The sequence below is a fragment of the Streptomyces sp. NPDC054770 genome (assembly GCF_053611985.1).
The window spans coordinates 92,788-118,941 of sequence record NZ_JBSHBL010000031.1; the positions used below are offsets into that span (position 1 = coordinate 92,788).

Here is a 26,154-nt window from a genome sequence, read left to right on the forward strand (position 1 = left end):
ACGGGAGCCGTTTGTTACCGGCGGTAGCATCGCGCGCGTGCCCAGGACCAGAATGTGAGCCCTGCTCAACTTTCCGGCTCCACCCCTCTCGCTCAGCACGGAGGACGCACGTGGCACGTGAAAGACAGCTGTCTCCCCGGCCCTCTTCCCAGCTCTCCCGCCGCTCCCTCATCGGCGGTGCCGCCGCCGGAGCCGCCGGGGCCGTCGGGCTCACCGCGGCCTCCGCCGGTACGGCATCCGCGGCCACCGCCTCCCGCACCGTCGACGTCGCGATCGTCGGCGGCGGCATCGCCGGCCTCACCGCGGCCCGCGACCTGGTGGCCGGCGGCAAGACCGTCGCCGTCCTGGAGGCCCGGGACCGGGTCGGCGGCCGGGTGGTGAACCTGAAGCTGGCCAACGGGGGTGCCACCGAGGGCGGCGGCGAGTTCATCGGCCCCACCCAGAACCGCATCAAGGCCCTCGCCGACTCCCTCGGCGTCGCCACCTTCACCACCTACAACACGGGGAACAACCTCCTCTACAAGGACGGCAAGCGCACCCCGTACGACACCAGCGGCCTGCTCGGCTCGGTCCCGCCGGTGGACGCGGCCGGCCTCGCCAACGCGGCGATCGTGCAGTCGGAGCTGGACAGCATGGCCGCGCAGGTCCCGGTGGACGCCCCGTGGACCGCCGCCAAGGCCGCCGAGTGGGACAAGCAGACCTTCGAGAGCTGGCTGAACGCCAACGCGATCGTGCCCTCGGCCAAGTTCCTGCTGGACCTGGCCTGCACGTCGATCTTCTCGGCCCAGCCCCGTGAACTCTCCCTGCTCTATGTCCTCTTCTACATCGCCGCCGCCGGTGACGAGTCCAACGCCGGCACCCTGGAACGCCTCACCGACACCGCGGGCGGCGCCCAGGAGTCCCGTTTCGTCGGTGGCTCCCAGCAGGTCCCGATCAAGCTCGCCGCGACCCTCGGCGACCGGGTGGTGCTGAGCGCGCCGGTCCGCTCCATCGTCAAGTCCGGCGGCTCGTACGTCGTCACGGCCGACGGCATCACCGTCAACGCCACCCGGGTGGTCGTCGCCCTGCCGCCCCCGCTCGCCGCCCGGATCAGCTACGACCCGCTCCTGCCGGCCGCCCGCGACCAGCTCACCCAGCGGATGCCGATGGGCTCGATCGGCAAGGCCATCGCCGTCTACGACACCCCGTTCTGGCGCGCCGACGGCCTCAACGGGCAGGCCGTCAGCGACTCCGGCGTGGTCCGCTCGACCTTCGACAACTCCCCGCCGGACGGCTCCTACGGCGCCCTGATGGGTTTCATCGAGGCCGACGAGATGCGGGCGTACGACACCGCGAGCGAGGCCGACGTCAGGACCGCCGTGCTGGCCGACTACGCCAACTACTTCGGCGACAAGGCCGAATCACCCACCTCCTTCGTGCTCCAGCGCTGGGACAATGAGGGCTTCTCGCGGGGCGGCCCGGTGGCCTACGCGCCGCCCGGGGTGCTGACCGGGTACGGGACCGCGCTGCGGCAGCCGGCGGGCGGGATCCACTGGGCCGGGACGGAGACGTCGACGTTCTGGACCGGGTACATGGACGGGGCGGTGCGGTCGGGCGAGCGGGTGGCGAAGGAGGTACTGGCCGCCCTCGGCTGAGAAGGCCGAGCGGGCCGAGCGGGCCGCGAAGAAAGGAGGACCGCTTCCGGCCTCAACTTTCTGCCTCAACTTTCCGTGCAGAGCAGTTCCTGACGCAGTGTCAGTTCAGTAATCTGACACTGCGTCAGTTAATTGTGCTGTCCACACAGGAGCGGGCGGAACGATGCTTGGATCAACCCACGGCACCCTCACCACCGACTCCCGCCGGGCCCGGGTCATCGCCTGCGGTGAGCAGCGTCCCGGGCCGGCCGTGCACGGCCGCACGGCCGACGCGGACGAGCTGGACGTCAGCGGGCGGCCGCTGTACGCGGACGTACCGGATCTGGACAGGTTCTTCCGCCCCGAGTCCGTCGCCGTGGTCGGCGCCTCGGACGCCGAGGGGCGGCCCAACACCGGCATCACCCGGCAGCTGCTCGACTGGGCCGCGCGGGTCGGGGCCCGGGTGCACCCGGTGCATCCGACCCGCCCGTCGGTCTTCGGCATCGCCTGCGTGCCCTCCGTCGCCGACCTGCCCGAAGAGGTCGACCTCGCCGTCCTCCTGGTCGCCGACCCCCTTCCGCTGATCGAGGAACTGGCCGAGGCCAAGGTGAAGTTCGCGGTGGCCTTCGCCTCCGGGTTCGCGGAGACCGGCGAGGAGGGCGCCGCGGCCCAGACCCGCCTGGCAGCGGCCGTACGGAGCTCCGGGCTCCGGCTGCTCGGCCCGAACACCAACCTGAACGCCTTCGAGCGCTTCCGCGACGACCTGGACGGCCCCGCGATCGCCCTGATCACCCAGTCCGGGCACCAGGGGAGGCCGGTCTTCGCCGCGCAGGAACTCGGCATCCGGCTCTCGCACTGGGCGCCGACCGGCAACGAGGCCGACCTGGAGACCGCCGACTTCATCTCCTACTTCGCCGAGCGCCCCGAGGTCGGCGCCATCGCCTGCTACGTCGAGGGCCTCAAGGACGGCCGCGCCTTCCTGCTCGCCGCCGACCGCGCGGCCCGCCGCCATGTGCCGGTGGTCGCCGTGAAGGTCGGCCGCACCGAGGCCGGCGCCCGCACCGCCGCCTCCCACACCGGCAAGCTGACCGGCGCGGACGACGTGGTGGACGCGGCACTGCGCCAGTACGGGGTGATCCGCGTCGACGGACTCGACGAACTCCAGGACACCGCCGCCCTGCTGGCCCGGGCCCGGCCGCCGCGCGCCGACGGCGTGGTCGTCTACTCGATCTCGGGCGGCACCGGCGCGCACGTCGCCGACCTGGCCTCCGGCCTGGGCCTGAAACTGCCGGTGCTGTCCGAGGCCCGGCAGGCCGAACTGCACCAGTGGATACCGGAGTACCTGAGCGTGGCCAACCCCGTCGACAACGGCGGGCACCCGGTGGGCGACTGGCGCGGCCGGAAGATCATCGACTCGATCCTCGCCGACCCCGAGGTCGGGGTGCTGATCTGCCCGATCACCGGCCCCTTCCCGCCGCTCAGCGACAAGCTCGTCCAGGACCTGGTCGACGCGGCCGAGGCGACCGACAAGCTGGTGTGCGTGGTGTGGGGATCGCCGGTCGGCACCGAGGCCGCCTACCGCGAGGTGCTGCTCGGCTCCTCCCGGGTGGCCGCCTTCCGCACGGTCGGCAACTGCCTCACCGCCGTCCGCGCCTACCTCGACCACCACCGTTTCGTCAGCACCTACCGCTCCCCCTTCGACGAGGCCCCCCGCACCCCGTCCCCCTCCTACCGCAAGGCGCTGGCGCTGATGCGGCCCGGGCAGCAGCTGAGCGAACACGCGGCCAAACAGCTGCTGCGCGCGTACGGCATCCGGGTGCCGCGCGAGCAGCTGGTGACCAGCGCGGCGGCGGCCGTACGCGCGGCCGGGCTGGTCGGCTACCCGGTGGTGATGAAGGCGTCCGGCGGCCAGATCGCCCACAAGACGGAGCTGGGCCTGGTGAAGATCGGGCTGACCTCGGCCAGCCAGGTCCGGGACGCCTACCGCGACCTGACCGACATCGCCCGCTACGAGGGGGTCGCCCTGGACGGCGTGCTGGTCTGCCAGATGGTGGAGCGGGGCGTGGAGATGGTCGTCGGGGTCACCCACGACGACCTCTTCGGGCCGACCGTGACCGTGGGGCTCGGCGGGGTGCTGGTCGAGGTCCTGCACGACGCGGCCGTACGGGTGCCGCCGTTCGGCGAGGACCAGGCCCGGGACATGCTCGCGGAACTGCGCGGGCGGGCCCTGCTGGACGGGGTCCGGGGCCGCCCGCCGGCCGATCTGGACGCCCTCGTCGAGGTGGTCCTCCGCGTCCAGCGGATGGCCCTGGAACTCGGCGACCAGCTCGCCGAGCTCGACATCAACCCGCTGATGGTGCTGGAGCAGGGCCAGGGCGCGGTGGCGCTGGACGCGCTGGCGGTGTGCCGCTGATGGACACCGTCCGGTACGTGACGGCGGAGCGGGTCGCCCACCTCACCCTCGACCGCCCCGACGCCCTCAACGCGATCACCCCCGACCAGCGGGACCACATCATCGACCTCCTCGCCGGGGCGTCCGCGGACCCGGGGACCGGAGCGGTGGTCATCACGGGCACCGGCCGCGGTTTCTGCGCGGGCGCCGACCTCCGCGGTACCGCCACGGCCGAACGGATTCCGGGCGACGTGGCCCGCACCATCCGGCTCGGCGCCCAGCGTCTCGTCGCCGCCGTCCTGGACTGCGAGAAGCCGGTGATCGCGGCGGTCAACGGCACCGCCGCCGGCCTCGGCGCCCATCTGGCGCTCGCCTGCGACCTGGTGCTGGCCGCCGAATCGGCCCGTTTCATCGAGGTGTTCGTGCGCCGCGGCCTGGTCCCCGACGGCGGCGGCGCCTACCTGCTCCCCCGCCTGATCGGCCCGCAGCGCGCCAAGGAACTGATGTTCTTCGGCGACGCCCTGTCCGCGCCGGAGGCCGAACGCCTGGGCCTGGTCAACCGGGTCGTCCCGGACGCGGACCTGCCCAAGACGGCCCGCGACTGGGCCGCCCGCCTGGCCGCCGGCCCCACCCGTGCCCTCGCCCTGACCAAGCAGCTGGTCAACGCGTCCCTGGACACCGACCGGGCGTCCGCGTTCGCCGCCGAGGCGGCGGCCCAGGAGATCAACATGACGACCCGGGACGCGCAGGACGGCGTACGGGCCTTCGTGGAGCGCAGAACCCCCGATTTCCAGGGCCGATGACAGCGGCACCCGGGACGGCCGCACCTCTTCCAATCTGACGGTCCGTCACCTTCAATGGAGAGGTGATGGGACACGCAGGGGCGGCCGCGGCCGCCGTCCGTTATCTGAGGTCGGTTCCCGGGGCGGGGGCCGTGGAGGCGTTGCCGCGCCCGGAGTTGCGGTGCGTGCGCGCGGACGAGCGGGCGCCGGTCGACCAGACGGAGTTCCGGCGCGTGCTCGGGAACTTCGCGACCGGGGTGACCGTGATCACCGCACCGGCCGCCGAGGGCGAGCCCTCCCCCGCCGGTTTCGCCTGCCAGTCCTTCTCCTCCCTCTCCCTGGACCCGCCCCTGATCTGCTTCATGGTCGGCCGTACGTCGGCCACCTGGCCGCGCATCGCCCGCGCCGGCGTCTTCTGCGTCAACGTCCTCGGCGCGGGCCAGGGCGAACTGTGCCGCGCCTTCGCGGTGAGCGGCACGGACAAGTTCGCCGGCGTCACCTACGACGCGGCCCCGGTCTCCGGCTCCCCCCGGCTGACCGGCGCCGCCGCCTGGATCGACTGCGCGATCCACGCCGTGCACACGGGCGGCGACCACCTGATCGTGGTCGGCCGGGTGAACGCACTGGGCACGGGCGACGACCCGGACCGGGCGCCGCTGCTGTTCCACCGGGGGCGGTTTCTCTGAGCCGTCTGCGGCGTGCGCCCGGCTACCCCGCCTGCCATTCCCGGGCGCTGGCCGCGTAGACCACGCGGCGGGCCCGGTTGAGGTTGCCCAGCGGCCGGAACTCCGCCGGGGCGTGCCGGGTCGCGCTCAGGGTGAACCCCGCGGCGGTCCTCGCCGGCACATGGGCCGGGATCGCCACCGCGTACGGGTCGACGACGACGTCCACCACGACCGGACCACCGGTGTGCGCCGGCGCCGCCGCGAGCCCCTGCACCAGGTCACCGGGTTCCTCGACGCGGATGCCCTTGGCGCCCATCGCCTCGGCGACGGCGGCGAAGACGCCGAACTCCTCGTTGCGTACATGCACGAAGTCGACCTGGCCGTCGCGGCGCAGCGCGTCGATCACCGGGTTGAGCGCGTCACCCACGATCCCGTAGCAGCGTCGTACGCCGGCGCTGACCAGCGTCTCCCACAGGCCGTCGGCCCCTGTCCTGGACAATGCACACCTTCCGTTCTCGGGGCCGGCCGGTCAGACCGGGTCGCCGGTCGCGGGGTCGAGGACTCCGGAGCGCGGGTCCAGCGCCCAGCCGAGAGCGAAGTCGGCCACCGCCTCCCACCCGGGCTCGCCACAGGTGAAGTGGTCGCGCCCCTCGAACACGGTGTGCGCGGTGATCGCCGCCGAGTGCTTCACGTTCTTCTCGTAGTTCTGCCGCTGGACGACGGGAGGCAGGATGTGGTCGCTGCCACCGGAGACGAACAGCAGCGGCGCCCGGTCGTCGGCGGCGAAGTCGAAGGTGGTGGCCGCGTGGCGGGTGACGGCCGCGAGACCGCCCTGGAAGAGGATGCGGGCCGGCGTCGGCGCCGCGTAGCGGTCGTAGGCGCGCCGGGAGGCGTCCTCGTCCAGGGTGTTGGTGAAGGCGTAGTGGAACTGCTCGGCCGTCAGCGGGACGGCCCGGTGCGCGTTCGCCGGGTCCTTCAGGACCGGCAGCACCGAGCGGAGCTCCGACAGCGGCATCGCGTTCACGCCCTTGACCGCCGCACCGTCGATCGACACTCCGGCCGCCCCGAGCCCGGCACCCACCAGAAGCTGGGCGAAGGTCCCGCCGAACGAGTGCCCCATGATGATCGGCGGGGTGTCCAACTCCTGGATGACGCCGGTGAGATGGTCCAGCACTTCGCGGACCCCGACCCCGGAGATCGCGGAGGCGTCCTTCCGGAGCGCCGCGACCCCGGCCTCCCCGGGCTCGATCCCCGGGTATCCGGGAGTCAGCACGGTGAATCCGCGCTCCTCGTACCGGGTCGCCCAGTGCTCCCAGGCGAGCGGCGTCATCCACAGACCGTGTATCAGGACGATCGTGTCCGCAGCGGTAGTCATGCCCGCATCTCCTCCATCGCGGTACGGGTGCCGGCAGGGCGGGAATCCCGGCTCTGCCGGACCCTGCCGCCGGACAGCGTGGCACCTGACAGGTTGTGCACGGGGACAAGAAGTCGGCCCGCCGTTGGGCACCATGACGACTCCTGCTGCGAGGGAGTGGGCCGGAACCGGTCCGGGGCCGGTCGGTGCGGGTGGGCGGCCCGGTCACGCGGAGCGAGGCGCGGTACGCGCGCCTGTCGTCTCCGCCCGGACGACGGCCGGCCGGGCCGGCTCCCGGTGGGCATGCCGGTCGAGGTCGAGGCCGGACAGCTTCTCGATCCGGTTGATGCGGTAGAGCAGAGTGTTGCGGTGGGCCGGGAGGGCTGCCGCGGCCGCGGTCCGGTTGAAACCGTGCGCGGCCAGGCACGTCAGGGTCTGGGACAGCGTTCCGGAGGGATCCTCGGCATCGAGCCGCCCCAGTACCCGCCGCATGACACCGTCGGCGAGCCGGGGGAGTTCGCGAGCATGACCTCCGTCAGGAAGTCGTCGAGGCGGATCCGCCCCCCGGCGCCCCGCCCGGCTCCCCAGGGTGACCAGGTCGTGCAGGGTGGCGACCGTTTCCGCCGGCGCCCCCGGCCAGTCGGCACATCTGCCAGGTCGCGGGCCGGCTGATGAGTCATCAGGTCGGTGTCCAGGCCGTGGAGTACGCCGCGTAACCGACCGGCCGCCGCAAAGCCGGCGTCGGCGCGGGGCGTGGCGTACATGCGCGTCACCTTCCAGAGGGCTCGATGCGGTCCGGCGTGCCCCGGCGCGTGTGGTGGCCTGTGCGGTCAGGCGTCGTGTTCACCGTCGGCACCGGTGATCAGCGCTCCGGCTCCCGCTGCGGGTGCGCGTCGGTCGGCGGGAGCAGGAAGCGCCACGCGTTCAGCACCCCGCTGACGAACGCCACGGCGGAGGCCGGCAGCAGCAGGTAGAGGCCGGCGTCGTCGCCGAAGGCCAGCAGGGCCCCGCAGGCCACGAACAGCAGCATGACGACCACGTTGGTGCCCCGGCGGTCGAAGATGTCGGCCAGGCGCCCGTCGTCGACGGGCGACTCACGCTTGTTCCGCCCGATGGCCAGCAGGCTCAGGCTCGCGCCGATCCCCATGGCGATGAGCTCGGCGCCCAGAACCCGGTCGGGCTGGCCGGGCACGAGCAGGACCGTCGCCATGAGCAGCGGCGCGATGAACAGCACCAGGGTCTGCGCCGCGCCCGCCCGCAGGCCCGGGTGCCGGGCGATCCGGCCGGCGTTCACCGACACCGCGACGAACAGCAGCCCGGTGAGGGCGGCGCTGGCTCCTCCGGCCATCACGGCGAAGCTCTCCCAGTCGGCGGAGACGCTCATATCCCGCGCACCCCCGGCAGCGACGGCCGAGGGCAGGCCTCGGGCCGGTGCCGGACCGCCCGCTGCCGGGTGCCGCGCGAAGTGGCTTCCGTGACGCGTTCGGGCCGCGTCCCGGCCGGCGTCTGCCGCGAAGTCGCCTCGGGGGCCCTGACCGACCTCCGGCACGGATCAAGCTCGGGCACAGGATCCCCTCCCGCATGGATGTTCTGCCGCCATTCAACGCCCTCCCGCCTTGTGCCCGGGCACGAATACGCGCCCGGCTTCTGGACCAGCCCGTCGGCCGCCGCCCCGAGCCGGCCGCGGGGCAGCGGCTCGTCCTCGGCCAGCAGCAGCCGCGGGTCTTCGAGGAACGCCTTCCAGTCGAATCCGGGCGGTGTCAGCCCGGTGACCCGCAGCCCCTCGGTGAAGGCCAGCGACCCCGCCGCACGCAGCCGGAACGCGAGATCGGCGTGCGCGGCGACCGGCGCTCCGGCGAGCTGCGCGGTGAACGGCCGGTACGGCTCCACCAGGTCGAAGCCGAGCCGGGCGGCCCGGTCCCGGTCCTCGATCGTGACGGGCAGCTGGGCGCAGAGCCGGTCGAACAGGGTACGGGCGCGCCGGTCACCGGCCGTGGACGGCGCGTCCTCCTGGTCCGCGTAGGCCCGCGCGGACACGTCCACGACCAGGTCGAGGTAATCCTCCAGACAGCTCCAGACCGTCTCCGAACGAGCGAGCAGCAGCGCCCGGTCGGCGTCCGTCGACAGGTCCAGCAGCGCCTCCCAGAACATGCGCGCCCCGCGGCGGTAGACCAGGATGCTGTCCTCGATCGGCTGCCCGGACATCGCGCGGGCGCGCAGGAACTCGTGCGGCTCGGACCGGAGGTGGTCGTCCGGCGGCAGGCCGTTGACCAGCCAGCGCAGGACGAGGTCGACGTTCCAGCGAACCACCGCGGCCCGGTCCACCGGCCACTGGAAGTCGGTGTATGCGGGGAGCCGGCCGAAGCCGGCCTCCATCCGGCGCACCACGACGCCCACGTCGAAGCCCTGCAGAACACTCCGCAGGCCACCGTCGGCGTTGCCTGCGCCGGACGGGCGATACACGTTCACCCGGCGATCCTTCCGCACCCGCACCCGGCACCGGCCCCACCGCGGAAGCGCACCACCGGACCGGGGTGCTAGGCCGCCACGGCACCGAGTCCGCCGGCCGCGGCCACCGGCCGCCGCCGGATCAGCAGGGCCATCAGGGCCGCCGCCGCGCACAGGGTGCCGGAGGCGTACCAGACCATGTCGTACGTCCCGAAGGCGTCGCGGGCGACGCCGCCGAGGTAGGCGACGAGGGCCGCGCCGATCTGGTGGGAGGCGAGGACCCAGCCGAAGACGATGGCGCTGTCGTCGCCGTACCGCTCCCGGCACAGGGCCAGGGTGGGCGGGACGGTGGCGACCCAGTCGAGGCCGTAGAAGATGATGAAGAAGATCATCGAGGGGTGGACCGACGGGCCGAGGAGCATCGGCAGGAACAGCAGGGAGATGCCGCGCAGGGCGTAGTAGACGGCGAGCAGGCGGCGCGGTTCGAAGCGGTCGGTGAACCAGCCGGAGGCGATGGTGCCGACGACGTCGAACACGCCGACCACCGCGAGCAGCGAGGCCGCCGTCGTGACCGGCAGGCCGTGGTCGTGGGCGGCGGGCACGAAGTGGGTCTGGACCAGGCCGTTGGTGGACGCCCCGCAGATCGCGAAGGTGCCGGCGAGCAGCCAGAAGGGCCCGGTGCGCACGGCGGAGAACAGGACCGTGAGGGTACGGCGGGCGGCCCCGGTGACCGGTGCCGGCTTCGGTACGAACTCGGCCGCGCCGTACGGCTTCTGGCCCACGTCGGCCGGATGGTCGCGCAGCAGCAGCCAGACGAAGGGGACGACCGCGAGGGCGGCGAGGGACACGGTGACGGCGGCCGGGCGCCAGTCGTACGTCTCGACCATCCAGGACAGCAGCGGGAGGAAGATCAGCTGCCCTGAGGCGGAGGCGGCGGTGAGGATGCCGCTGACCAGGCCGCGCCGGGTGGTGAACCAGCGGTTGGTGACCGTGGCCGCGAAGGCGAGCGCCATCGAGCCGGACCCGAGGCCGACCAGCAGGCCCCAGCAGAGCATCAGCTGCCAGGCCGCCGTCATCCACACGGTCAGGCCCGAACCGAGCGCGATGACGGTCAGCGCGACGGCCACCACCCGGCGTATGCCGAAGCGGTCCATCAGGGCCGCCGCGAAGGGCGCGGTGAGCCCGTACAGCGCGAGGTTGACGGAGACGGCCGCGCCGATCGTGCCGCGCGACCAGCCGAACTCCGTGTGCAGGGGGTCGATGAGCAGGCCGGGCAGGGAACGGAAGGCGGCCGCGCCGATGATCGTGACGAAGGTGACGGCGGCGACGAACCAGGCACGGTGGATGCGCGGCGAGCGGGTCGGCTGTGCGTCCTGGAGGGCTGCTGCGGCTTCGCTTGTCTGGGTCACGCCATAAATATCCGGCCACCGGCCTCGCTCCATCGAGTGGCCCGAAGGACAGCATTCGCTAGGATCGGGCCATGAGCAGTGACCCCGGCTTCCGCCCGCACCGGGTCGTCGTCCTCGCCCTCGACGGCCTGCTCCCCTTCGAGCTGGGCATCCCGCACCGCATCTTCGGCCGCCCCAAGGACGCCCGGGGCCGCCTTCTCTACGAGGTCGTGACCTGCTCGGTCCGCCCGCCCGGGCCGGTCGACACCGATGCCGACTTCGCGATCCACGTGCCGAACGGCCCGGAGACGCTGGCCACCGCCGACACGGTGATCATCCCGGCCTCGTACGAGCTGGGCCCGGTCTTCGAGGAGGGGGTCCTCACCCCCGAGCTGGCCGCCGCCCTCGCCCACATCCGCCCCGGCACCCGGCTCGCCTCCATCTGCACGGGCGTCTACGTCCTGGCCGCCGCCGGCTACCTGGACGGCCGCCCGGCGACCACGCACTGGGCCGAGGCCGACCACCTCCAGCGGCTGTTCCCGCGGATCGAGGTGGACGCGGACGTCCTCTTCATCGACGACGGCGACATCCTCACCTCCGCCGGGGTGGCCGCCGGCATCGACCTGTGCCTGCACATGGTCCGCCGCGACCACGGCACGGCCGTCGCCAACGAGGTGGCCCGCCGTACGGTCGTCCCCCCGCACCGGGACGGCGGCCAGGCCCAGTACATCCACCGCCCGGTCCCCGACCCTCAGGTGGCCACGACCACCTCGGCCCGCTCCTGGGCCCTGGGCCGGCTCCACGAGCCCGTGCAGCTGCGCGACATGGCCGAGCAGGAGGCCATGTCGGTACGGACCTTCACGCGCCGCTTCCGCGAGGAGACCGGCATCAGCCCCGGCCAGTGGCTCACCCAGCAGCGCGTCGAACGCGCCCGCCACCTCCTGGAGTCCACCGGCCTCTCCGTCGACCAGGTGGCCCGCGACGCCGGCTTCGGCACCGCCCAGTCGATGCGCCAGCACCTACAGGCGGCCCTCGGCGTCACCCCGACCGCGTACCGCCGCACCTTCCGGGCCCAGGCGGGCACCGGCGACAGCCCTGGCGGTGTCGGCGCCCCGCGCTGATCTCCCGGCCCGCCACACCTCGCCCCACCAGCCGAGCACACTGAGCACCAGGGTCACCCCGACCTCGGCCAGGACGGCCGTGGACGGCGCCGCCACCCGCAGCAGCGCCCCGGCGAGGGAGCCGGTCGCCGCGTAACCGGCGCCCGCGGCCGCGTACATGACGGAGTAGCCGGCGGCCAGGGCACTGGGCGGAAGGACCTCGCGCAGCGACAGGTTGCGGGTGAGCATCGCGGCTGACTGGAGCATGCCGCCCATGACGAGCACGGCCGCGATCCCGGCCGTGTGCGGTATCAGCGCGGCGAGCGTCACGCACCCCGCCGTGCCGGTCATCAGGAGCACGCTGTGGGTGCGCAGCAGGCCCGGCCAGGCGCGCAGGCCGTGCAGGAACGCGCCGAGCCCGCCGCCCACCGCCATCCCGGCCAGCAGCGGACCCGACCGGCCGACGTCGATCCCGCGCTGTTCGAGCAGGGCGGGCAGCACGAGTTCGGACAGCCCGAGCAGGGTCAGGCTGGCCGCGCCCGTGATGTACACGGGCCAGGCGCCGGCCAGGACGCGGACGAGGGGCGCGGCGGTCCGCCCGGCCGGGCCCCAGGCCGCCGGCAGGAGCCACAGCCCGAGGACCGCCGAGGCCATGAGGGCGGCGGCGAGCCGCAGCGGGACGGCGGGGGCGACACCGAGGGCCAGACCGGCCACCGCGGCCGGGGAGACGGCCCACACGGCGGCCGTCAGTATCGACTCGACGGACAGCGCCTGCGCCGCCGCGTGCTCCGGGACCAGCGTGGTGAGCAGGGTGCGCAGGCCACCGGTGGCGGCGGCCGGCGCGGCACCGGCAACGCACGCGAAGGCGGCGAGGACGGCCGGGGGCGCGGCCGGGAAGCCGCCGAGCCCCGCGAATCCGGCGGCCCCGACCGCGAGTCCCACGGTCAGCTGCGCACGGGCCCGCTCGGGACGCAGCCGCATCCCGAGTACCGGGGCGCCCGCGATCTCGCCGATCACGTAGGCGGCCGCGAGCAGCGCGCCCAGCGAGTAGCCGCCGGGCCGCTCGCGCACCAGGAACACCAGGGCCAACGGCGCCATGGCGACCGGCATCCGGGCACCCACGGCGGTACCGGCCCAGGTCAGGACCTGCTTGGACGCGACGTCACGGTAGGTCATGGGACGACCGTAGGAGGCGGCACCGACAACGACGACAGGTTTTCCACCGCTGTGGACAACCCGCCCCCGCGCTCCTAGAACGTGAGCACCCCCCGCGCCACCCGTCCCGCCTCCGCGTCGGCCCGGGCCTTCTCGAAGTCCTCCACCGGGTACGTCTCGGTCACCAACTCGTCGAGCAGCAGGCTTCCTTGGCGGTACAGCCCGGCGTAGAGGGCGATGTCGTGCTGGGGGCGCGAGGAGCCGTACCGGCATCCCAGGATGGACTTGTCGAGGAACATGGAGGCGACGGCGAAGGACGCCTCGGCGGTGGGGGCGGGCATGCCGAGAAGGACGGCCTGGCCGTGCCGGTCGAGGAGGTCGACGGCCTGCCGGACCAGTTCGACCCGGCCGACGCACTCGAAGGCGTGGTCCACCCCGGTCGGCAGCAGGTCCTTCACGCCCTCCGTCGAGGTCAGGAAGTCCGTCGCGCCGAACTGCCGGGCCGCCTCCTCCTTGGCCGGGTTGGCGTCCACGGCCACGATCCGCAGCGCGCCCGCGATCCGCGCGCCCTGGATGACGTTCAGACCGATCCCGCCGGTGCCGATGACCAGCACGGTGTCGCCGCGGTCGACGCGGGCGCGGTTCAGTACGGCGCCCACACCGGTCAGCACCCCGCAGCCGATGAGGGCGGCCGAGGTCAGCGGGATGTCCTTCGGTATGCGTACCGCCTGGACGGCCTTCACGACGGTCCGTTCCGCGAAGGCCGAGTTGCACGCGAACTGGTGGACGGCCTGGCCACCGCGCGTGAACGGCTTCTGCGGGCGCCCTATGGCCTTGCGGCACATGGTGGGCCGCCCCCGGTCGCAGTCGGCGCAGGCACCGCAGTTGGCGAGGGTGGACAGCGCGACATGGTCCCCCGGCGCCACATGGCTGACGCCCACACCGACGGCCTCCACCACCCCGGCGCCCTCATGGCCCAGCACCACGGGAACGGGGAAGGGTATGGTCCCGTCCACCACAGACAGATCGCTGTGGCACAGCCCGGCCGCCGACACCGCGACCAGCACCTCCCCCGGCCCCGGCTCCCGCACGTCCAGATCGTCGACGACCTGCACCTGTTTCCCGTCGAAAACGACTCCGCGCATCACGACTCGACCCCCTTCGGTTCCCTCGGCAGACCGAGCACCCGCTCGGCGATGATCGTGCGCTGGACCTGGTCCGAGCCGCCGTAGATGGTGTCGGCCCGGGAGAAGAGGAACAGGTTCTGGGCAGCGTCCAGTTCGTACGGCGCGGCGGCCGACCAGCCGGCCGGGCCGACGCTCGCGGCCGCGCCCCGCACCAGCACGGCGAGCTCACCGAGCCGCTGGTGCCAGCCGCCCCACAGCAGCTTGGCCACGCTGGGCGCGCCGGGCTCCGCGGCCGAATTCCCCAGTGTCCTGAGGGCGTTCCACCGCATCACCCGCAACTCGGCCCACTGCCGCACCAGTCGCTCGCGTACGACGGGATCGTCGGCGGCCCCGCTCTCCACGGCGTCCCGCACCACTCGCCCCAACTCCTGTGCGAACCCGATCTGCTGGGCGAGCGTGGACACCCCGCGCTCGAACCCGAGCAGGCTCATGGCCACGCGCCAGCCGTTGCCCGCACCGCCGACGACGTGCTCCGCGCGCGCGTGCGCCCCGTCGAAGAAGACCTCGTTGAAGTCGCTGGTGCCGGTCATCTGCCGGATCGGGCGGACCTCGATACGGCCCGGCTGGTCCATCGGCACCAGCAGGAAGCTCAGCCCGTGATGCCGCCGCGAGCCCGCCTCGGTCCGCGCCAGCACGAAGCACCAGTCGGCCTCATGGGCGAGCGAGGTCCAGATCTTCTGCCCGGAGACCCGGTATCCGTCCCCCTCCCGCACCGCCACGGTCCGCACACCGGCCAGATCGGACCCGGCGCCGGGCTCGCTGTACCCCTGGCACCAAAGCTCCTCGCCTGCGGCGACGGCCGGCAGAAAGCGCGCCTTCTGCTCTGCGCTGCCATGCACGATGAGCGTCGGAGCCAGCAGGTTCTCCCCGATGTGCCCGGACCGCGGCGGCGCGACCGACCGCGCGTACTCCTCGGCCCAGGCCACCTGCTGAGTGAGCGTGGCAGTCCGATTCCCGTACCCCCCCTCCGCCCACCCGATCCCGATCCACCCGGCGCCCCCGAGCGTGCGCTCCCAGCTACGCCGGTCCACATCACTCTTGACGTTCGCACCGAGCCACTCCCGGACTTCCCGGCGAAACTCTTCATCCTCCGGCGCAAAGCCGAAATCCACGGTGACCTCCAGAGATGCGTCGGAGCTACGGCCGTACGAAAACCGCCGAACACCGCCGTAGCGGCTGACCGCCGTCGCGGCGGAGAGAAGAGAGGAGCCGGCAGGGGGTGGGTGGGAAGAGCAGGAGGACCGGCCCGGGAACGGCCGCGAGGGAACTGTGAGCCGCCCGAGATCCACACCTGCCGAACCGAGCGCCACAAAGCGAAGGGCTGCGGGGAAACGGAGGGCCGAAGGCGGGAGACAGGAGGCGGAAGACGGAAGGCGGGAGTTGGGAGGCGGGAGTTGGGAGGCAAGGAACCGAACTTCTGAACCCCGCGGGGGCGCAACCCCCCAGGGGCGCGGGGAACTGCGCGAGCAGCCACGACGGCGCCGCACCCGCCCACCCACCCACCGCGACCCGCACAGCGCACAGCGCACAGCGCACAAACACGACCACCGGCAGCCACACCCACCCAGAGGCGCGAGGAACTGCGCGAGCGACCACGACGGTGCCGCGGCCGCGCACCGGTCGGGGCCCGCCACGGCGGTCAGGCGTCCGGACCCCACCCATGCGGCCCACCCCCCTTACGCGTTCGGCCGGTTTCCGCCCCGCGCAGCCGCCTCCATCGCCGCCAGCCGCGCCAGCATCGGCATCGGATCCGTCCCCACGCTCCCCGGCAGCGCCTGAGCGATCCGCTCCGGCGTCCAGGCGCCCCCGTCGGCGTACGCGGCCCGCAACTCCCTCGGCTGGGCCCACACCGCGATCTTCGGTCCGGCCACCGTGTAGACCTGCCCGGTGACCCCCGCCTCCCGCGCCGCGTCCGACAGCAGGTAGACCACGAACGCGGCCACGTCCTCCGGCTCGCCGATCTCCGTGAGCTCCGTCGGGACCCCCGCCGACATCCGGGTCCGGGCCACCGGCGCCACCGCGTTCGCGGTCACCCCGTACTTGTGCAGGCCCAGCGCAGCGCTCCGCACCAGCGAGATGATCCCGCCCTTGGCCGCGCTGTAGTTGGCCTGCGAGACCGAGCCCTGGTGGTTGCCGCTGGTGAAGCCGATCAGCGTGCCGGCGCGCTGCGCGCGCATCACCGCCGACGCCGCCCGGAACACCGTGAACGTGCCCTTCAGGTGGGTGGCGAGTACCGGGTCCCACTCCTCCTCGGCCATGTTGAACAGCATCCGCTCGCGCAGGATCCCCGCCACGCACACGACCCCGTCGAGCCGGCCGTACGACGACAGCGCGACGTCCACGACCCGCTGCCCGCCCGCCATCGTGGAGATGTCGTCGGCGACCGCGACCGCGTCCCCGCCCGCCGCCTCGATCTCCTTGACGACGGCCTCGGCGACCTCGCTCGTCGGCGAGGCGCCGTCGACCGCGACGCCGTAGTCGTTGACGACGACCTTCGCCCCCTCGGCCGCCGCCGCCAGCGCGACCGCCCGTCCGATACCGCGCCCCGCACCCGTCACGGCGACGACCTTGCCTGCCAAGAAGTTCCCCACGCCCGGCCCCTTCCCGCGGTTTCTGACGGACCGTTAGATTTTATGACCCGTCAGATGTGCGGACACAAGGCCTGGGGAGGACCCAGATGTCACTGCCGACGCTTCATCCCGCGTTCCACGACATCGCCAAGCGCGTCAACAACTGGGGCCGCTGGGGGGCCGACGACGAGATCGGCACGCTGAACCTGATCACTGACGAAGTGGTGCGGCTGGCGGCGGCGACCGTCCGGACCGGGCGGCGCGTCCCGCTCGCCCTGCCGCTCCAGCAGGACGGCGTGCAGACCGGGATGATCCCCGGACGGGTCAACCCCCTGCACGCCATGGTGCAGATCAACCAGGAACTCTTCGGCCCGGGGACCGTCGCGTGCAGCGACGACGCCGTGACCATGGGACTGCAGGCCGGCACCCACTGGGACGCGCTCACCCATGTCTCGCACTCGGGGAGGCTCTACAACGGCCGCCCGGCGGACACGGTGACCGCGCACGGCGGTGCCGAGTTCGGCGGGATCGACAAGGCGCGGCACATCGTCTCGCGCGGGGTGCTCCTTGACGTGGCACGCGCGCGGGGCGTGGACCGGCTGGCGGGCGGGCACGCGGTCACCCCGGAAGACCTCGACGCGGCCGAGGAGTTCGCCGGGACGAGCGTCCGCGGCGGCGACATCGTCCTGGTACGGACCGGGCAGGTGCAGGTGTACCTCGCCGGGGACAAGCACGGGTACGGCTACCCGTCGCCGGGGCTTTCGGTGCACACCCCGGAGTGGTTCCACGCGCGCGACGTGGCCGCCGTCGCGAACGACACCCTCACGTTTGAGATCTTCCCGCCCGAGATCGAGGACCTGTGGCTGCCCGTGCACGCCCTGGACCTGGTCGAGATGGGGATGCTGCAAGGCCAGAACTGGAATCTCGAAGAGTTGTCCACAGCCTGTGGAGAAACCGGCCGGTACGCGTTCCTGCTGTCGGCGATGCCCGAGCCGTTCGTCGGGGCGACGGGCACCCCGGTCTCCCCGGTGGCCGTCCTGTGAGCGGCACTCGCCGAAAGCCGGTGTCACGCCTGAGGCAGGCGTGACACCGACCCTCCCCCATTCCCCCCTGAATCCGAACGGCCGCGCGCACCGGCCCGCCCCGAGCCCGGTCCCGCGCGCCGCCGTCCGGCTCGACCCACACTCGACGAGGGCGTCCGTCAGGCAAGACCCTCGCCGTCCCCTCGCGGCGAATCGCAGACCTCAAGCGTGAGCACACGGTCACAAGGCGTCAACACCCCGCCGGGGTTTTACGACTTATGCCCCGGTTCACCATGGGCGCGCACGGATGCAACCCCCGGCGCATCACCGCACACGGGGGATCACACCGCCTCGAAGGCCAGCCCTTCGTACGAGGCGAGCCCGCCCCCGTACGCCACCGCCGCGCCCTGCCCGGACTGCGAACACCGGTCGAGCTCGCACCAGATGCGCTTGCCGGCGCCTTCGGGGCTCCAGCCCCAGCGGTCGGCGAGCCCGTCGACGAGGGCGAGGCCGCGGCCGCCGGTGGCGTCACCGTCGGCGCACCGCGGCACGGGCGCGCGCTCGCTGGCGTCGGTGACCTCCAGGCGTACGGTGACCGACTCGTCGCCGCCCCTGCGGTCCACGCCCGGCAGCGAGAGCCGCAGCACGGCCGGACAGCCGGTGTGCACCACGGCGTTGGTGACCAGCTCCGAGACGAGCAGGATCAGCGTCTCGGCCAGCGGCTCGTCCGCCGCTATACCGGACCCGGCGAGGCGCGAGCGGGCCCACCTTCTGGCCCGCCCCACCTCCGCGGGGTCGGGCCGGATCTCCAGCTGCACTTGAAGCACCTGCACCGCTCACACCATCCGAACCGGCGGACACATGAACCCGCGCCGAGCCAACGCCACGACGTGGGCCGCCACGACGAGGACGACGAGGGCCACGATCGTAGCCATTTTCTGCATGGCCAGAACAACGGCCAGAGCAAGGGTCACGGAACGTGATTCCCTTACGAGACAGCATGGTTGACGTACAGTCACCCCAACAAGCGCTTCGGGCATATTCCAGCGCGAAGGAGTACGCCTACGGCATACTGTGCGACGCTCGCGGCGGGGAGTCGAACAAGCGAGGGCGCAAGCCCTTACCACCCTGCGGGGGGCGGTGCGCACCATGAGTCGCGGGGCCGCTTCGACGGCTCCGCCGGCATGGCTCGTCCTCGGAACCACTCGCATCCCACAGAAGGTACCCGAGGGGACACTCGACTCCAGGCCGTGACGAGTCACGCGTTGGACACAACCCGATATCAACGCTCCGTGATTCCGGTATGCCACAATCCGCGACATCCCGACCATCGGGACCCATGATTCCGCAGGCCAGAGGCGTTTCGAACGCTCAGCCGAGCAGCTCCGCGGCGAGCATTTCCTCACTCTCCGTATTCGAACCACCACGCTGTGCCCGCACCCATGCCCGTTTCAGATGCAGATGCACCTCCGACTCCCAGGTGAAGCCCATCCCGCCGTGCACCTGGAGACAGTCCCGGGTGCCGCGTACGGCGGCCTCGTCGGCGAGCAGCCGGGCCGCCGCGATGTCCGCCGGGGCGGCGGTCACGGCGGCCGCGTAGACGGCCGCCCGCGCGGTCTCGGCGCGCACCAGCATCTCGGCGCACAGATGCTTGACCGCCTGGAACGCCCCGATCGGCTGCCCGAACTGCACGCGCGTGCGAGCGTGTTGCACGGCCAGCTCGCACGCGCGCGTGGCCGTGCCGAGCTGTTCGGCGGCGGTGAGGAGCACGGCGACCGGGTCGGACGGCCCGGAGAACCGCCCAGGGACCCGGTGCAGGGGCGTCAACGGGTCCGCCGAGCGCACCGGTACGGCCCCCGACGCGTCCCCCGCCACCTCGTCCGCCTCGGCCAGCCACTCCACCAGGCCGCCGTCCACGCGGGCCACCACGGCCTCCCCGGCGGCCGCGCCGGGCACCTCGGCCGCCGCGAGGTGGGTGGCCACCAGCGGGCCGGGCAGCAGGGCCCGCCCGGCCTCCTCGAACACCAACACGGCTTCGGGCAGGCCGAGTCCGACGCCGCCGTCGGCCTCCGGCAGCCGCAGCGCGAAGAACCCGGCGGCACCCAGCTCCCGCCACAGGCCCCGGTCGAGGCGGCACAGCGGCGGGCCGGCGGCTGCCGCCCGCAGCGCCGCAGCGTCGAACCGGCGCCCGAGCAGCTCCCGCATGCCCGCCCGCAGCGCCTCCTGGTCACGGGTCGGTCGAAAACGCATGTCCGCTCACCGCCCCTTCGGCAGCCCGAGGATCCGCTCGGCCACGATGTTCCGCTGGATCTGCGAGGTCCCGGCCGCGATGGTGTACGAGAGGGAGGAGAGCCGGTCGAGGACCCAGGGGCGGTCCAGGTCGAGGGCGTCGGGGCCGAGGACGGCCGCCGCCGCGTCGTACAGCTCCTGGCGCGCGTGCGAGTAGCGCAGCTTGAAGACCGAGCCCCCGACACCGGGCACGCCCCGGCCCTCCGCCTCGCTGACGTTCCACTGGGTGAGCCGCCACAGCGCCCGGAACTCGGCGTTGAGGCGGCCGAGGCGGCGGCGCAGCTCCGGGTCGTCCCAGGTGCCGTTCTCGCACGCCACGCGCGCGAGGTCGCCGAGCACCCGGCGACAGGCGACGACCTCGCCGACGAAGGCGGTACCGCGTTCGAAGGAGAGGGTCACCATGGTGACGCGCCAGCCGTCGTTCTCGGCGCCCACCCGGTTGGCCACCGGCACCCGCACCTCGTCGAGGAACACCTCGGCGAACTCGTGGGACCCGGCGAGCGTGCGCAGCGGCCGTACGGTGATGCCCGGCGCGTCCATGGGCATGGCCAGCCAGGTGATGCCCCGGTGCCTGGGCGCCTCGGGGTCCGTCCGCACCAGCAGTTCGCACCAGTCGGCGACCTCCGCGTGCGAGGTCCAGATCTTGGACCCGCTCACCACGTAGTCGTCGCCGTCGCGCCACGCGCGCGTGCGCAGCGCGGCCAGGTCGGATCCGGCGCCCGGTTCGCTGAAGCCCTGGCACCACACCTCGTCGCCGCGCAGGATCGGCGTCAGCCAGCGGGCCCGCTGCGCCTCGGTGCCCTCGGCGGCGATGGTGGGGCCCGCATGCAGCAGGCCCACGAAGTTGGCGCCCACATAGGGCGCGCCGGCCCGCTCGGTCTCCTCGAGGAAGATCAGCCGGGTGGTCGGCGAGGCGTCCCAGTGGACGTCGGCGTACCCGGCGTCGTACAGCGCGCGCTGCCAGCCGAGGTCGTGGGCGCGACGGCCCGGCCAGTCCTCGGGGCCGGGCTTCGGCGGGAGGCCGGGGAGCACCTTGGCGAGCCACTCCCGCAGCCGCGCCCGGAACTCCTCCTCCTCGGGCGTGTACGACAGGTCCACCGGCAGGCACCCCCACGAAACTGATGGTTCGTCAGAATTCGTCAGACATCGCAGGCTAGCCCCGCACCTCTGGACCGACAAGGCACCAGGACCTACGATCTGACGACTCGTCAGTTCCGTGGTCCGCTGGGCAGGGGGACGCCATGAACGCCACCGCGCACGAACCGGGCGCCGTCGCCCGCGAGCTGAGTGCCTCCCGCACGCTCTGGGACCTGGCCGCCCGCCGCGCCGAACTCACCCCCGGCCGGCCGGTGTTCCTCCAGGGCGACCGCACCCTGACCTTCGGCGGGCTGCGCGCGCGTGCCGAGCGCGTCGCCGCCGGGCTGTACGGCATGGGCGTGCGCCCCGGCACGGTGGTCGCCTGGCAGCTGCCGACCCGGATCGAGACGGCCGTCCTGTCCTTCGCGCTGGCCAGGCTCGGCGCCGTCCAGTCCCCCGTCATCCCCTTCTACCGGGACCGCGAGGTCGGCTTCGCTCTGCGTGAGTCCAGGGCCGAGTTCTTCGCGGTGCCGGGCGTCTGGCGCGGCTTCGACCACACGGAGATGGCGCGGCGGCTGGGCGCGAAGGGGATCTTCGAGGCGTACGAGGACGACGGGCTGCCGGACGGCGATCCGGCCGTGCTGCCCGCCCCGCCCGCCGAGGGCACCTCCGTCCGGTGGATCTACTGGACCTCGGGAACCACCTCGGACCCCAAGGGCGTTCTGCATACGGACCGGTCGCTCATCGCGGGCGGTTCGTGCCTGGCGCACGCGCTGCGGCTCACGGCGGCGGACGTGGGCTCGATGGCGTTCCCGTACGCGCACATCGCCGGCCCCGACTACACGGTGATGCTGCTGCTGTACGGCTTCCCGGCGGTGCTGTTCGAGCAGTTCGCGCTGCCGGACGCGCTGCTGGAGTACCGCAGGCACGGGGTGACGGTGGCCGGCGGGTCGACGGCGTTCTACTCGATGTTCCTGGCCGAGCAGCGCAAGCAGCCGGGGGTGCCGGTCATTCCCTCGCTGCGGCTGCTGGCCGGCGGCGGGGCGCCCAAGCCGCCGGAGGTGTACCACGCGGTGGTACGCGAGATGGGGGTGCAGCTGACGCACGGCTACGGCATGACCGAGGTGCCGATGATCACGATGGGGGCGCCGGACGACACGGTGGAGAACCTGGCGACGACCGAGGGGCGACCGCCGGCGGGGATGGAGATACGGATCGCGGAGGGCGGCGAGGTGCGGCTGCGCGGGGAGGCGGTGTGCCAGGGGTATCTGGATCCGGCGCAGTCCGCCGCTGCCTTCGACGAGGAGGGCTTCCTGCGCACCGGCGACCTGGGCCGGGTGACCGGAACCGGCCATCTGGTCCTCACCGGGCGGCTCAAGGACGTGATCATCCGCAAGGGGGAGAACATCTCGGCGAAGGAGATCGAGGACCTGCTCGCCGCGCATCCGGCGGTGGCCGACGCGGCGGTGGTCGGGCTGCCGGACGCGGAGCGCGGGGAGCTGGTCTGCGCGGTGGTCGAACAGCCGCCGGGGACCGCCGCGTTGACGCTCCCGGAGGCGGTGTCGTACCTGCGTGCGGAAGGGCTGTCGGTGCACAAGCTGCCGGAGCGGCTGGAGGTGGTGGACGCCCTTCCGCGCAACGAGACGCTGCGCAAGGTGCTCAAGTACAAGCTGCGCGAGCGGTTCTCCGAGGCTCCGGGAAGCGCTACTCCGGGATCGTGAAGTAGCGGGCGAACGCCGGGACGATCTCGGACTCCGCGACCTTGCCGTCGCCGTCGGTGTCGAGGCCCGCCGCGACCGCCCGCGCGAGCTCCGGGGCGACCCCGAGGACGCGCAGCACCCGCACGGTGTCGTCGACGGTCGCCGTGCCGGTGCCCTCGGTGTCCGCGAGGGCGAGGCCCGCGTGCAGGAACGGGCGGGCGATCTCGCCGAACCGCTCGGGGTTGTCGTGCAGCCGCTTGACCGCGCCGCTCACGAACTCCTGGCGGGTGATGCGCTGGTCGCCGTCCCGGTCCGCCATGCCGGCCATGCCCTGCCAGAAGGCCTCCGCGCCGGCGTACAGGGCCTGGCCCTTGTCCGAGCGCGCGGGGACCCCGAACTCTGCGAGCAGCGCCTTGGCCGCCGAGTTGAAGTCCTCGCGGTCGATCCAGCCGTTGCCGTCCTGGTCGAAGGTTGCGAACCGGGCGGCGATCCGTCGCTCGTACTCGGTGCTGACCATGTCTGTTCGGGCCGCCTTACGTGCCGTGGGGGTTCATCTCGCAGGGAGCGTACGACGCGGCGGCGGCCGGAGACCGGGAAAACGACGGTTGTGCCAAGACCGGGGGAATTCCGCGACAACAACGTGGCTCTGTCGTAATCGTCGGCTATGGGCTCGCGCAGCCCGGCCACCCCGGCTGCCCCGGCTACGCGGACAGCGGGTCCTCCTCGTCGGTGGTCGCGCTGTCGATGTCGGCGTACACGTCGAACAGCCGTCGTACGCCGAGGGCGCCGAGGACCCGGTTGACGTGAGAACCGTCACTCGCGCCCTGGGCGGGCAGTATCAGCCGCAGCCGGCCCCGGCAGGAGCGGATCAGGCGGCGGGCCGCGATGAGGACGCCGACCCCGCTGGAATCGCAGAAGAAGACGTCGGAGAGATCGAGGACCAGACTGTGGTGGCCCTCGGCGACCACGTCGTGCACCCGCTGGCGCAGCACCGGGGACGTCACCAGGTCCAGTTCGCCCGACACCCCGAGTACGGCCCACTCGCCCTGTTCGACGCCGGTCACCTTGAAAGCCACGGCTCAGCCCTCCGCTCGCCGGATCTCCGGAACCGCCCGGAAACGGAGCCAGTTCCTACGCTTCTTGTCGCGCGGCTGCCCAGCGGCCGTTCCCCGAAACCCCGGATGACAAACGAACATCGATCAGGGAGGGGCTTGTTTCGGTCATGGTCAATCCTGTTCGATCGGAAATCGAGGGTTCGGCACAGGTGCCTCCTACCACCCCTGGTCCGGCAAGGGGCGCGCATTGCCATAAAGGGGCGTGCGTTGCCGGACGTGCCGACTACATTCGAGGAGACGGTGGAGACACGCTGGACACGGGCACGGGGAGGGGGCCGCATGGCGAAGAAGGACGTTCCGCCCCGCTGGGACCGCAAGATGCAGCAGCGGCTCGCACGCGGCGAGGCGGCCGCCCTCGGTGAGCTGTACGACCGCTTCGCCTCGCTCGTGCACGGGCTCGCCCATCGCGTCCTCGGTGACGAGCGGGCCGCCGACGGCATAACCCGCGAGGTCTTCGCGCAGGTCTGGGAGCACCCGGACGCCTACGACCCCCGGCAGGGGCCGTTGCGCTCCTGGCTCGCCGCGCTGGCCCACCGGCTCGCCGTACAGCGTCTCAGGGCCACCGAGACCGCCGCGCTCGCCCCGGGCGACGGCTCCTCCCCGGAGGCCGTGGCGGCCGCGGAGGAGCTGGAGCGCAAGGTGCGGCGGGCTTCCGTCGCGGCCCGCGCGGACTACATCGTGCACTCCATGCCGGCGCCGCTGCGCGCCGCCCTGGAGCTCGCCTACTTCCAGCGCCGTGACTACCGGCAGACCGCGGTGGACCTCGGCGTCACCGAGGACGAGGCCCGCCGCCGGCTGCGCCTGGGCCTGCAGCTGCTGTCCACCGCGCACGACGCCGGGACGCCGCCCGGATACGGAGGTGGCGTGTGACCGGCGCCGAGTTCTCCGGGGCGCACGACGGCACCGGCCACGACGGCACCGGCTCCGGGGACGGTGACGTGCCGCGCGACGACGACGGCGGCTTCCGCCGGCCGCCGCGCATACCGCTGCCCCGGACCTCCGTCGAGGACGGCGGGCAGCCGCTGCCCGATCCTCCCGGCCTGCCGCCCGCAGCGCCCCAGTTGTCGCACGACGTCCTGAAGTCGATGCTCGGCGCGTGGGCGCTGGCCGCCTGCTCGGCGGCGGAGGCCCTCGCCGTCGAGGTCCACCTCGGGGACTGCGGGGCCTGTGCGGACGAGGCGCGGCGGCTGCGCGAGGCGGTCGGCCTGCTGCACCAGCCGGAGAGCCTGGACCTCGATCCCGGCCTGCGCACCCGGGTCCTGGAGGCCTGCCTGGACCGCCGGCCGGCCAGGATCCCGATCCCCGCGTGGGCGGGGCCCTACGACGCCGAGACGGCCCGTCTGGACGCCCTGCTCCAGGACATCGGCGACGCGGAGTGGCACGCGCCGGTGCGGCTGCGCTGGTTCGACGGCGAGGTGCCGGCGAGCCGCCGCACGACGGTGGCCGGGGTGATCGCCCATCTGCTGTCCGTCGACGGGCTGGTGGCGACGGCGCTGGGTCTGGAGGACCCGCTGGGAGAGGCCGGGGCACAGGGCCCGGCCGGCCGCACCGAGGCGTTCTGGCAGGCCTCGCACTTCCCGCCGACGCGCGCGGTGCGGGTGCCCTGGCGGGAGCAGAGCCACCGGCTCGTGCAGACCGTCTCCTTCACCGGCGGCGCCGCCGGGCGCCTCGGGGTGTCGTACGGCGACTTCGAACTGCCGTTGCACGACGCGATGCTGGACCGTGCCTTCGAGTGCTGGGTGCACGCGGAGGACATCGCGGAGGCCGTGGACTACCCCTACGGGCCGCCGGCCCCGCGGCACCTGCACCGGATGATCGACCTCGCGGCCCGGATGCTGCCCGCTGCGCTGGCCGAGCGCCGACGGGCGGGGCTGGCGGCACCCGGCCAGACGCCCCACCTGGTCCCTGCGGGACGGCCCGGCCGCAGCCTGCGGCTGGAGATCGAGGGCCACGGCGGCGGCGAGTGGCTGATCCCGCTGGACTCGCCGGGGGCGGTGGGCTCGCCGGAGTTCGAGGTGGCGCACGTGGCGCTGGACGACGTGGAGTTCTGCCGGCTGGCCGCGGGCCATGTTCCTCCGGAGGAGGCGGCCGCGGGCCAGTTGGGGGATCGGGCGGCGATCAGAGACGTCCTGTTCGCTGCCGCGAGCCTGAGCCGGATGTAGGGACGTTCGCCCGAGGGGCGGGGTGGTTCCGTCGCACGGCGGCTGCGGGTGGTTCGTGGCTGGTCGCGCAGTTCCCCGCGCCCCTGGAAAAGACGGGGCTGCGCCCCGCTTTCCGCTTTTAGGGGCGCGGGGAAC

24 protein-coding genes are annotated in these 26,154 nt (G+C 73.1%); 9 read left to right on the top strand and 15 right to left on the bottom strand.

From position 1 onward, the window contains the following. Positions 1–110: 110 nt before the first annotated feature. The 4 genes from ACWGKQ_RS25915 (at position 111) to ACWGKQ_RS25930 (ending at position 5,473) form a co-directional block, all read left to right on the top strand. Complete coding sequence (locus ACWGKQ_RS25915; RefSeq protein ID WP_453294331.1) at positions 111–1,634, top strand: flavin monoamine oxidase family protein; 1,524 nt, start codon at positions 111–113, stop codon at positions 1,632–1,634. A gap of 163 nt (positions 1,635–1,797) precedes the next feature. Next, complete coding sequence (locus tag ACWGKQ_RS25920) at positions 1,798–4,026, top strand: acetate--CoA ligase family protein (RefSeq protein ID WP_453294332.1); 2,229 nt, start codon at positions 1,798–1,800, stop codon at positions 4,024–4,026. Next, a complete protein-coding gene (locus ACWGKQ_RS25925; RefSeq protein WP_453294333.1) occupies positions 4,026–4,808 on the top strand; it encodes an enoyl-CoA hydratase/isomerase family protein in 783 nt (260 codons plus the stop codon). Before ACWGKQ_RS25920 ends, ACWGKQ_RS25925 begins: the two co-directional genes overlap by 1 nt. Positions 4,809–4,873: 65 nt before the next feature. Further along, positions 4,874–5,473, top strand: a complete 600-nt coding sequence (locus ACWGKQ_RS25930) for a flavin reductase family protein (protein ID WP_453294334.1) — start codon at positions 4,874–4,876, stop codon at positions 5,471–5,473. A 22-nt stretch (positions 5,474–5,495) separates the two neighbouring features. Here the strand turns inward: ACWGKQ_RS25930 and ACWGKQ_RS25935 are convergent, their stop codons facing one another. The 6 genes from ACWGKQ_RS25935 to ACWGKQ_RS25960 all read right to left on the bottom strand — a co-directional run bounded on the left by ACWGKQ_RS25935 (position 5,496) and on the right by ACWGKQ_RS25960 (position 10,663). After that, a complete protein-coding gene (locus tag ACWGKQ_RS25935; RefSeq protein WP_453294335.1) occupies positions 5,496–5,951 on the bottom strand; it encodes a thiamine pyrophosphate-binding protein in 456 nt (151 codons plus the stop codon). 30 nt (positions 5,952–5,981) lie between these two features. Next, positions 5,982–6,827: an alpha/beta hydrolase gene (locus tag ACWGKQ_RS25940; protein ID WP_453294336.1), complete on the bottom strand. Its 846-nt coding sequence runs from the start codon at positions 6,825–6,827 to the stop codon at positions 5,982–5,984. Between the two features lie 204 nt (positions 6,828–7,031). Continuing rightward, complete coding sequence (locus tag ACWGKQ_RS25945) at positions 7,032–7,298, bottom strand: helix-turn-helix domain-containing protein (RefSeq protein WP_453294337.1); 267 nt, start codon at positions 7,296–7,298, stop codon at positions 7,032–7,034. Positions 7,299–7,668: 370 nt separating this feature from the next. Next, complete coding sequence (locus ACWGKQ_RS25950; RefSeq protein ID WP_453294338.1) at positions 7,669–8,190, bottom strand: hypothetical protein; 522 nt, start codon at positions 8,188–8,190, stop codon at positions 7,669–7,671. Next, the gene (locus tag ACWGKQ_RS25955; protein ID WP_453294339.1) at positions 8,187–9,275 is read right to left on the bottom strand and encodes a hypothetical protein; all 1,089 of its coding nucleotides are present in this window, start codon (positions 9,273–9,275) and stop codon (positions 8,187–8,189) included. Before ACWGKQ_RS25955 ends, ACWGKQ_RS25950 begins: the two co-directional genes overlap by 4 nt. 68 nt (positions 9,276–9,343) lie before the next feature. Beyond that, a complete protein-coding gene (locus ACWGKQ_RS25960) occupies positions 9,344–10,663 on the bottom strand; it encodes an MFS transporter (RefSeq protein WP_453294340.1) in 1,320 nt (439 codons plus the stop codon). Between the two features lie 71 nt (positions 10,664–10,734). On the opposite strand from ACWGKQ_RS25960, the gene ACWGKQ_RS25965 reads away from it, so the two are divergent. Beyond that, positions 10,735–11,763 (top strand): GlxA family transcriptional regulator, encoded by a 1,029-nt coding sequence (locus ACWGKQ_RS25965; RefSeq protein WP_453294341.1) that lies wholly within the window; start codon positions 10,735–10,737, stop codon positions 11,761–11,763. On the opposite strand, the gene ACWGKQ_RS25970 is transcribed toward ACWGKQ_RS25965, so the two are convergent. The 4 genes from ACWGKQ_RS25970 to ACWGKQ_RS25985 form a co-directional block, all read right to left on the bottom strand. Further along, the gene (locus ACWGKQ_RS25970; RefSeq protein ID WP_453294342.1) at positions 11,662–12,918 is read right to left on the bottom strand and encodes an MFS transporter; all 1,257 of its coding nucleotides are present in this window, start codon (positions 12,916–12,918) and stop codon (positions 11,662–11,664) included. The two genes, ACWGKQ_RS25965 and ACWGKQ_RS25970, sit on opposite strands and share 102 nt — an antisense overlap. 74 nt (positions 12,919–12,992) lie before the next feature. Further along, complete coding sequence (locus ACWGKQ_RS25975; RefSeq protein WP_453294343.1) at positions 12,993–14,042, bottom strand: Zn-dependent alcohol dehydrogenase; 1,050 nt, start codon at positions 14,040–14,042, stop codon at positions 12,993–12,995. Continuing rightward, positions 14,042–15,196, bottom strand: coding sequence for an acyl-CoA dehydrogenase family protein (locus ACWGKQ_RS25980; RefSeq protein WP_453294344.1), 1,155 nt, complete (start codon positions 15,194–15,196; stop codon positions 14,042–14,044). The genes ACWGKQ_RS25975 and ACWGKQ_RS25980 overlap by 1 nt, the downstream gene beginning before the upstream one ends. 564 nt (positions 15,197–15,760) lie before the next feature. Continuing rightward, positions 15,761–16,675, bottom strand: coding sequence for an SDR family NAD(P)-dependent oxidoreductase (locus ACWGKQ_RS25985; RefSeq protein WP_453294345.1), 915 nt, complete (start codon positions 16,673–16,675; stop codon positions 15,761–15,763). An 86-nt stretch (positions 16,676–16,761) separates the two neighbouring features. On the opposite strand from ACWGKQ_RS25985, the gene ACWGKQ_RS25990 reads away from it, so the two are divergent. Beyond that, on the top strand, positions 16,762–17,697 hold the full coding sequence (locus tag ACWGKQ_RS25990; protein WP_453294346.1) for a cyclase family protein: 936 nt from the start codon (positions 16,762–16,764) through the stop codon (positions 17,695–17,697). A gap of 320 nt (positions 17,698–18,017) precedes the next feature. Here the strand turns inward: ACWGKQ_RS25990 and ACWGKQ_RS25995 are convergent, their stop codons facing one another. The 3 genes from ACWGKQ_RS25995 to ACWGKQ_RS26005 all read right to left on the bottom strand — a co-directional run bounded on the left by ACWGKQ_RS25995 (position 18,018) and on the right by ACWGKQ_RS26005 (position 21,063). Further along, complete coding sequence (locus ACWGKQ_RS25995) at positions 18,018–18,494, bottom strand: ATP-binding protein (RefSeq protein WP_453294357.1); 477 nt, start codon at positions 18,492–18,494, stop codon at positions 18,018–18,020. Between the two features lie 553 nt (positions 18,495–19,047). Then, positions 19,048–19,926, bottom strand: a complete 879-nt coding sequence (locus ACWGKQ_RS26000; protein ID WP_453294347.1) for an acyl-CoA dehydrogenase family protein — start codon at positions 19,924–19,926, stop codon at positions 19,048–19,050. Positions 19,927–19,932: 6 nt separating this feature from the next. Then, on the bottom strand, positions 19,933–21,063 hold the full coding sequence (locus ACWGKQ_RS26005; protein WP_453294348.1) for an acyl-CoA dehydrogenase family protein: 1,131 nt from the start codon (positions 21,061–21,063) through the stop codon (positions 19,933–19,935). 143 nt (positions 21,064–21,206) lie between these two features. Between ACWGKQ_RS26005 and ACWGKQ_RS26010 the strand changes: the two genes are divergently transcribed. Continuing rightward, a complete protein-coding gene (locus tag ACWGKQ_RS26010) occupies positions 21,207–22,763 on the top strand; it encodes a class I adenylate-forming enzyme family protein (RefSeq protein ID WP_453294349.1) in 1,557 nt (518 codons plus the stop codon). Here ACWGKQ_RS26010 and ACWGKQ_RS26015 read toward each other — a convergent pair. Beyond that, positions 22,747–23,259, bottom strand: coding sequence for an EF-hand domain-containing protein (locus ACWGKQ_RS26015; RefSeq protein ID WP_453294350.1), 513 nt, complete (start codon positions 23,257–23,259; stop codon positions 22,747–22,749). The genes ACWGKQ_RS26010 and ACWGKQ_RS26015 overlap by 17 nt on opposite strands. Before the next feature lie 184 nt (positions 23,260–23,443). Beyond that, positions 23,444–23,818 carry an STAS domain-containing protein gene (locus ACWGKQ_RS26020; protein WP_351702792.1) on the bottom strand — a complete coding sequence of 125 codons (375 nt, stop codon included), beginning with the start codon at positions 23,816–23,818 and terminating at the stop codon, positions 23,444–23,446. A 318-nt stretch (positions 23,819–24,136) separates the two neighbouring features. On the opposite strand from ACWGKQ_RS26020, the gene ACWGKQ_RS26025 reads away from it, so the two are divergent. Further along, entirely contained in the window at positions 24,137–24,727 is a 591-nt protein-coding gene (locus ACWGKQ_RS26025; RefSeq protein ID WP_453294351.1) for a sigma-70 family RNA polymerase sigma factor, read from the top strand. Beyond that, positions 24,724–26,019 carry a maleylpyruvate isomerase N-terminal domain-containing protein gene (locus tag ACWGKQ_RS26030; RefSeq protein ID WP_453294352.1) on the top strand — a complete coding sequence of 432 codons (1,296 nt, stop codon included), beginning with the start codon at positions 24,724–24,726 and terminating at the stop codon, positions 26,017–26,019. Before ACWGKQ_RS26025 ends, ACWGKQ_RS26030 begins: the two co-directional genes overlap by 4 nt. Positions 26,020–26,154: the final 135 nt, after the last annotated feature.

Coding starts and splice junctions, on each gene's coding strand:
- ACWGKQ_RS25925 (WP_453294333.1), top strand. CDS start 4,026: ATGGACACCGTCCGGTACGTGACGGCGGAGCGGGTCGCCCACCTCACC.
- ACWGKQ_RS25930 (WP_453294334.1), top strand. CDS start 4,874: ATGGGACACGCAGGGGCGGCCGCGGCCGCCGTCCGTTATCTGAGGTCG.
- ACWGKQ_RS25975 (WP_453294343.1), bottom strand. CDS start 14,042: ATGCGCGGAGTCGTTTTCGACGGGAAACAGGTGCAGGTCGTCGACGAT.
- ACWGKQ_RS25950 (WP_453294338.1), bottom strand. CDS start 8,190: ATGAGCGTCTCCGCCGACTGGGAGAGCTTCGCCGTGATGGCCGGAGGA.
- ACWGKQ_RS25970 (WP_453294342.1), bottom strand. CDS start 12,918: ATGACCTACCGTGACGTCGCGTCCAAGCAGGTCCTGACCTGGGCCGGT.
- ACWGKQ_RS25990 (WP_453294346.1), top strand. CDS start 16,762: ATGTCACTGCCGACGCTTCATCCCGCGTTCCACGACATCGCCAAGCGC.
- ACWGKQ_RS26015 (WP_453294350.1), bottom strand. CDS start 23,259: ATGGTCAGCACCGAGTACGAGCGACGGATCGCCGCCCGGTTCGCAACC.
- ACWGKQ_RS26000 (WP_453294347.1), bottom strand. CDS start 19,926: ATGCGTTTTCGACCGACCCGTGACCAGGAGGCGCTGCGGGCGGGCATG.
- ACWGKQ_RS25940 (WP_453294336.1), bottom strand. CDS start 6,827: ATGACTACCGCTGCGGACACGATCGTCCTGATACACGGTCTGTGGATG.
- ACWGKQ_RS25945 (WP_453294337.1), bottom strand. CDS start 7,298: ATGCGGCGGGTACTGGGGCGGCTCGATGCCGAGGATCCCTCCGGAACG.
- ACWGKQ_RS26025 (WP_453294351.1), top strand. CDS start 24,137: ATGGCGAAGAAGGACGTTCCGCCCCGCTGGGACCGCAAGATGCAGCAG.
- ACWGKQ_RS25965 (WP_453294341.1), top strand. CDS start 10,735: ATGAGCAGTGACCCCGGCTTCCGCCCGCACCGGGTCGTCGTCCTCGCC.
- ACWGKQ_RS26010 (WP_453294349.1), top strand. CDS start 21,207: ATGAACGCCACCGCGCACGAACCGGGCGCCGTCGCCCGCGAGCTGAGT.
- ACWGKQ_RS25920 (WP_453294332.1), top strand. CDS start 1,798: ATGCTTGGATCAACCCACGGCACCCTCACCACCGACTCCCGCCGGGCC.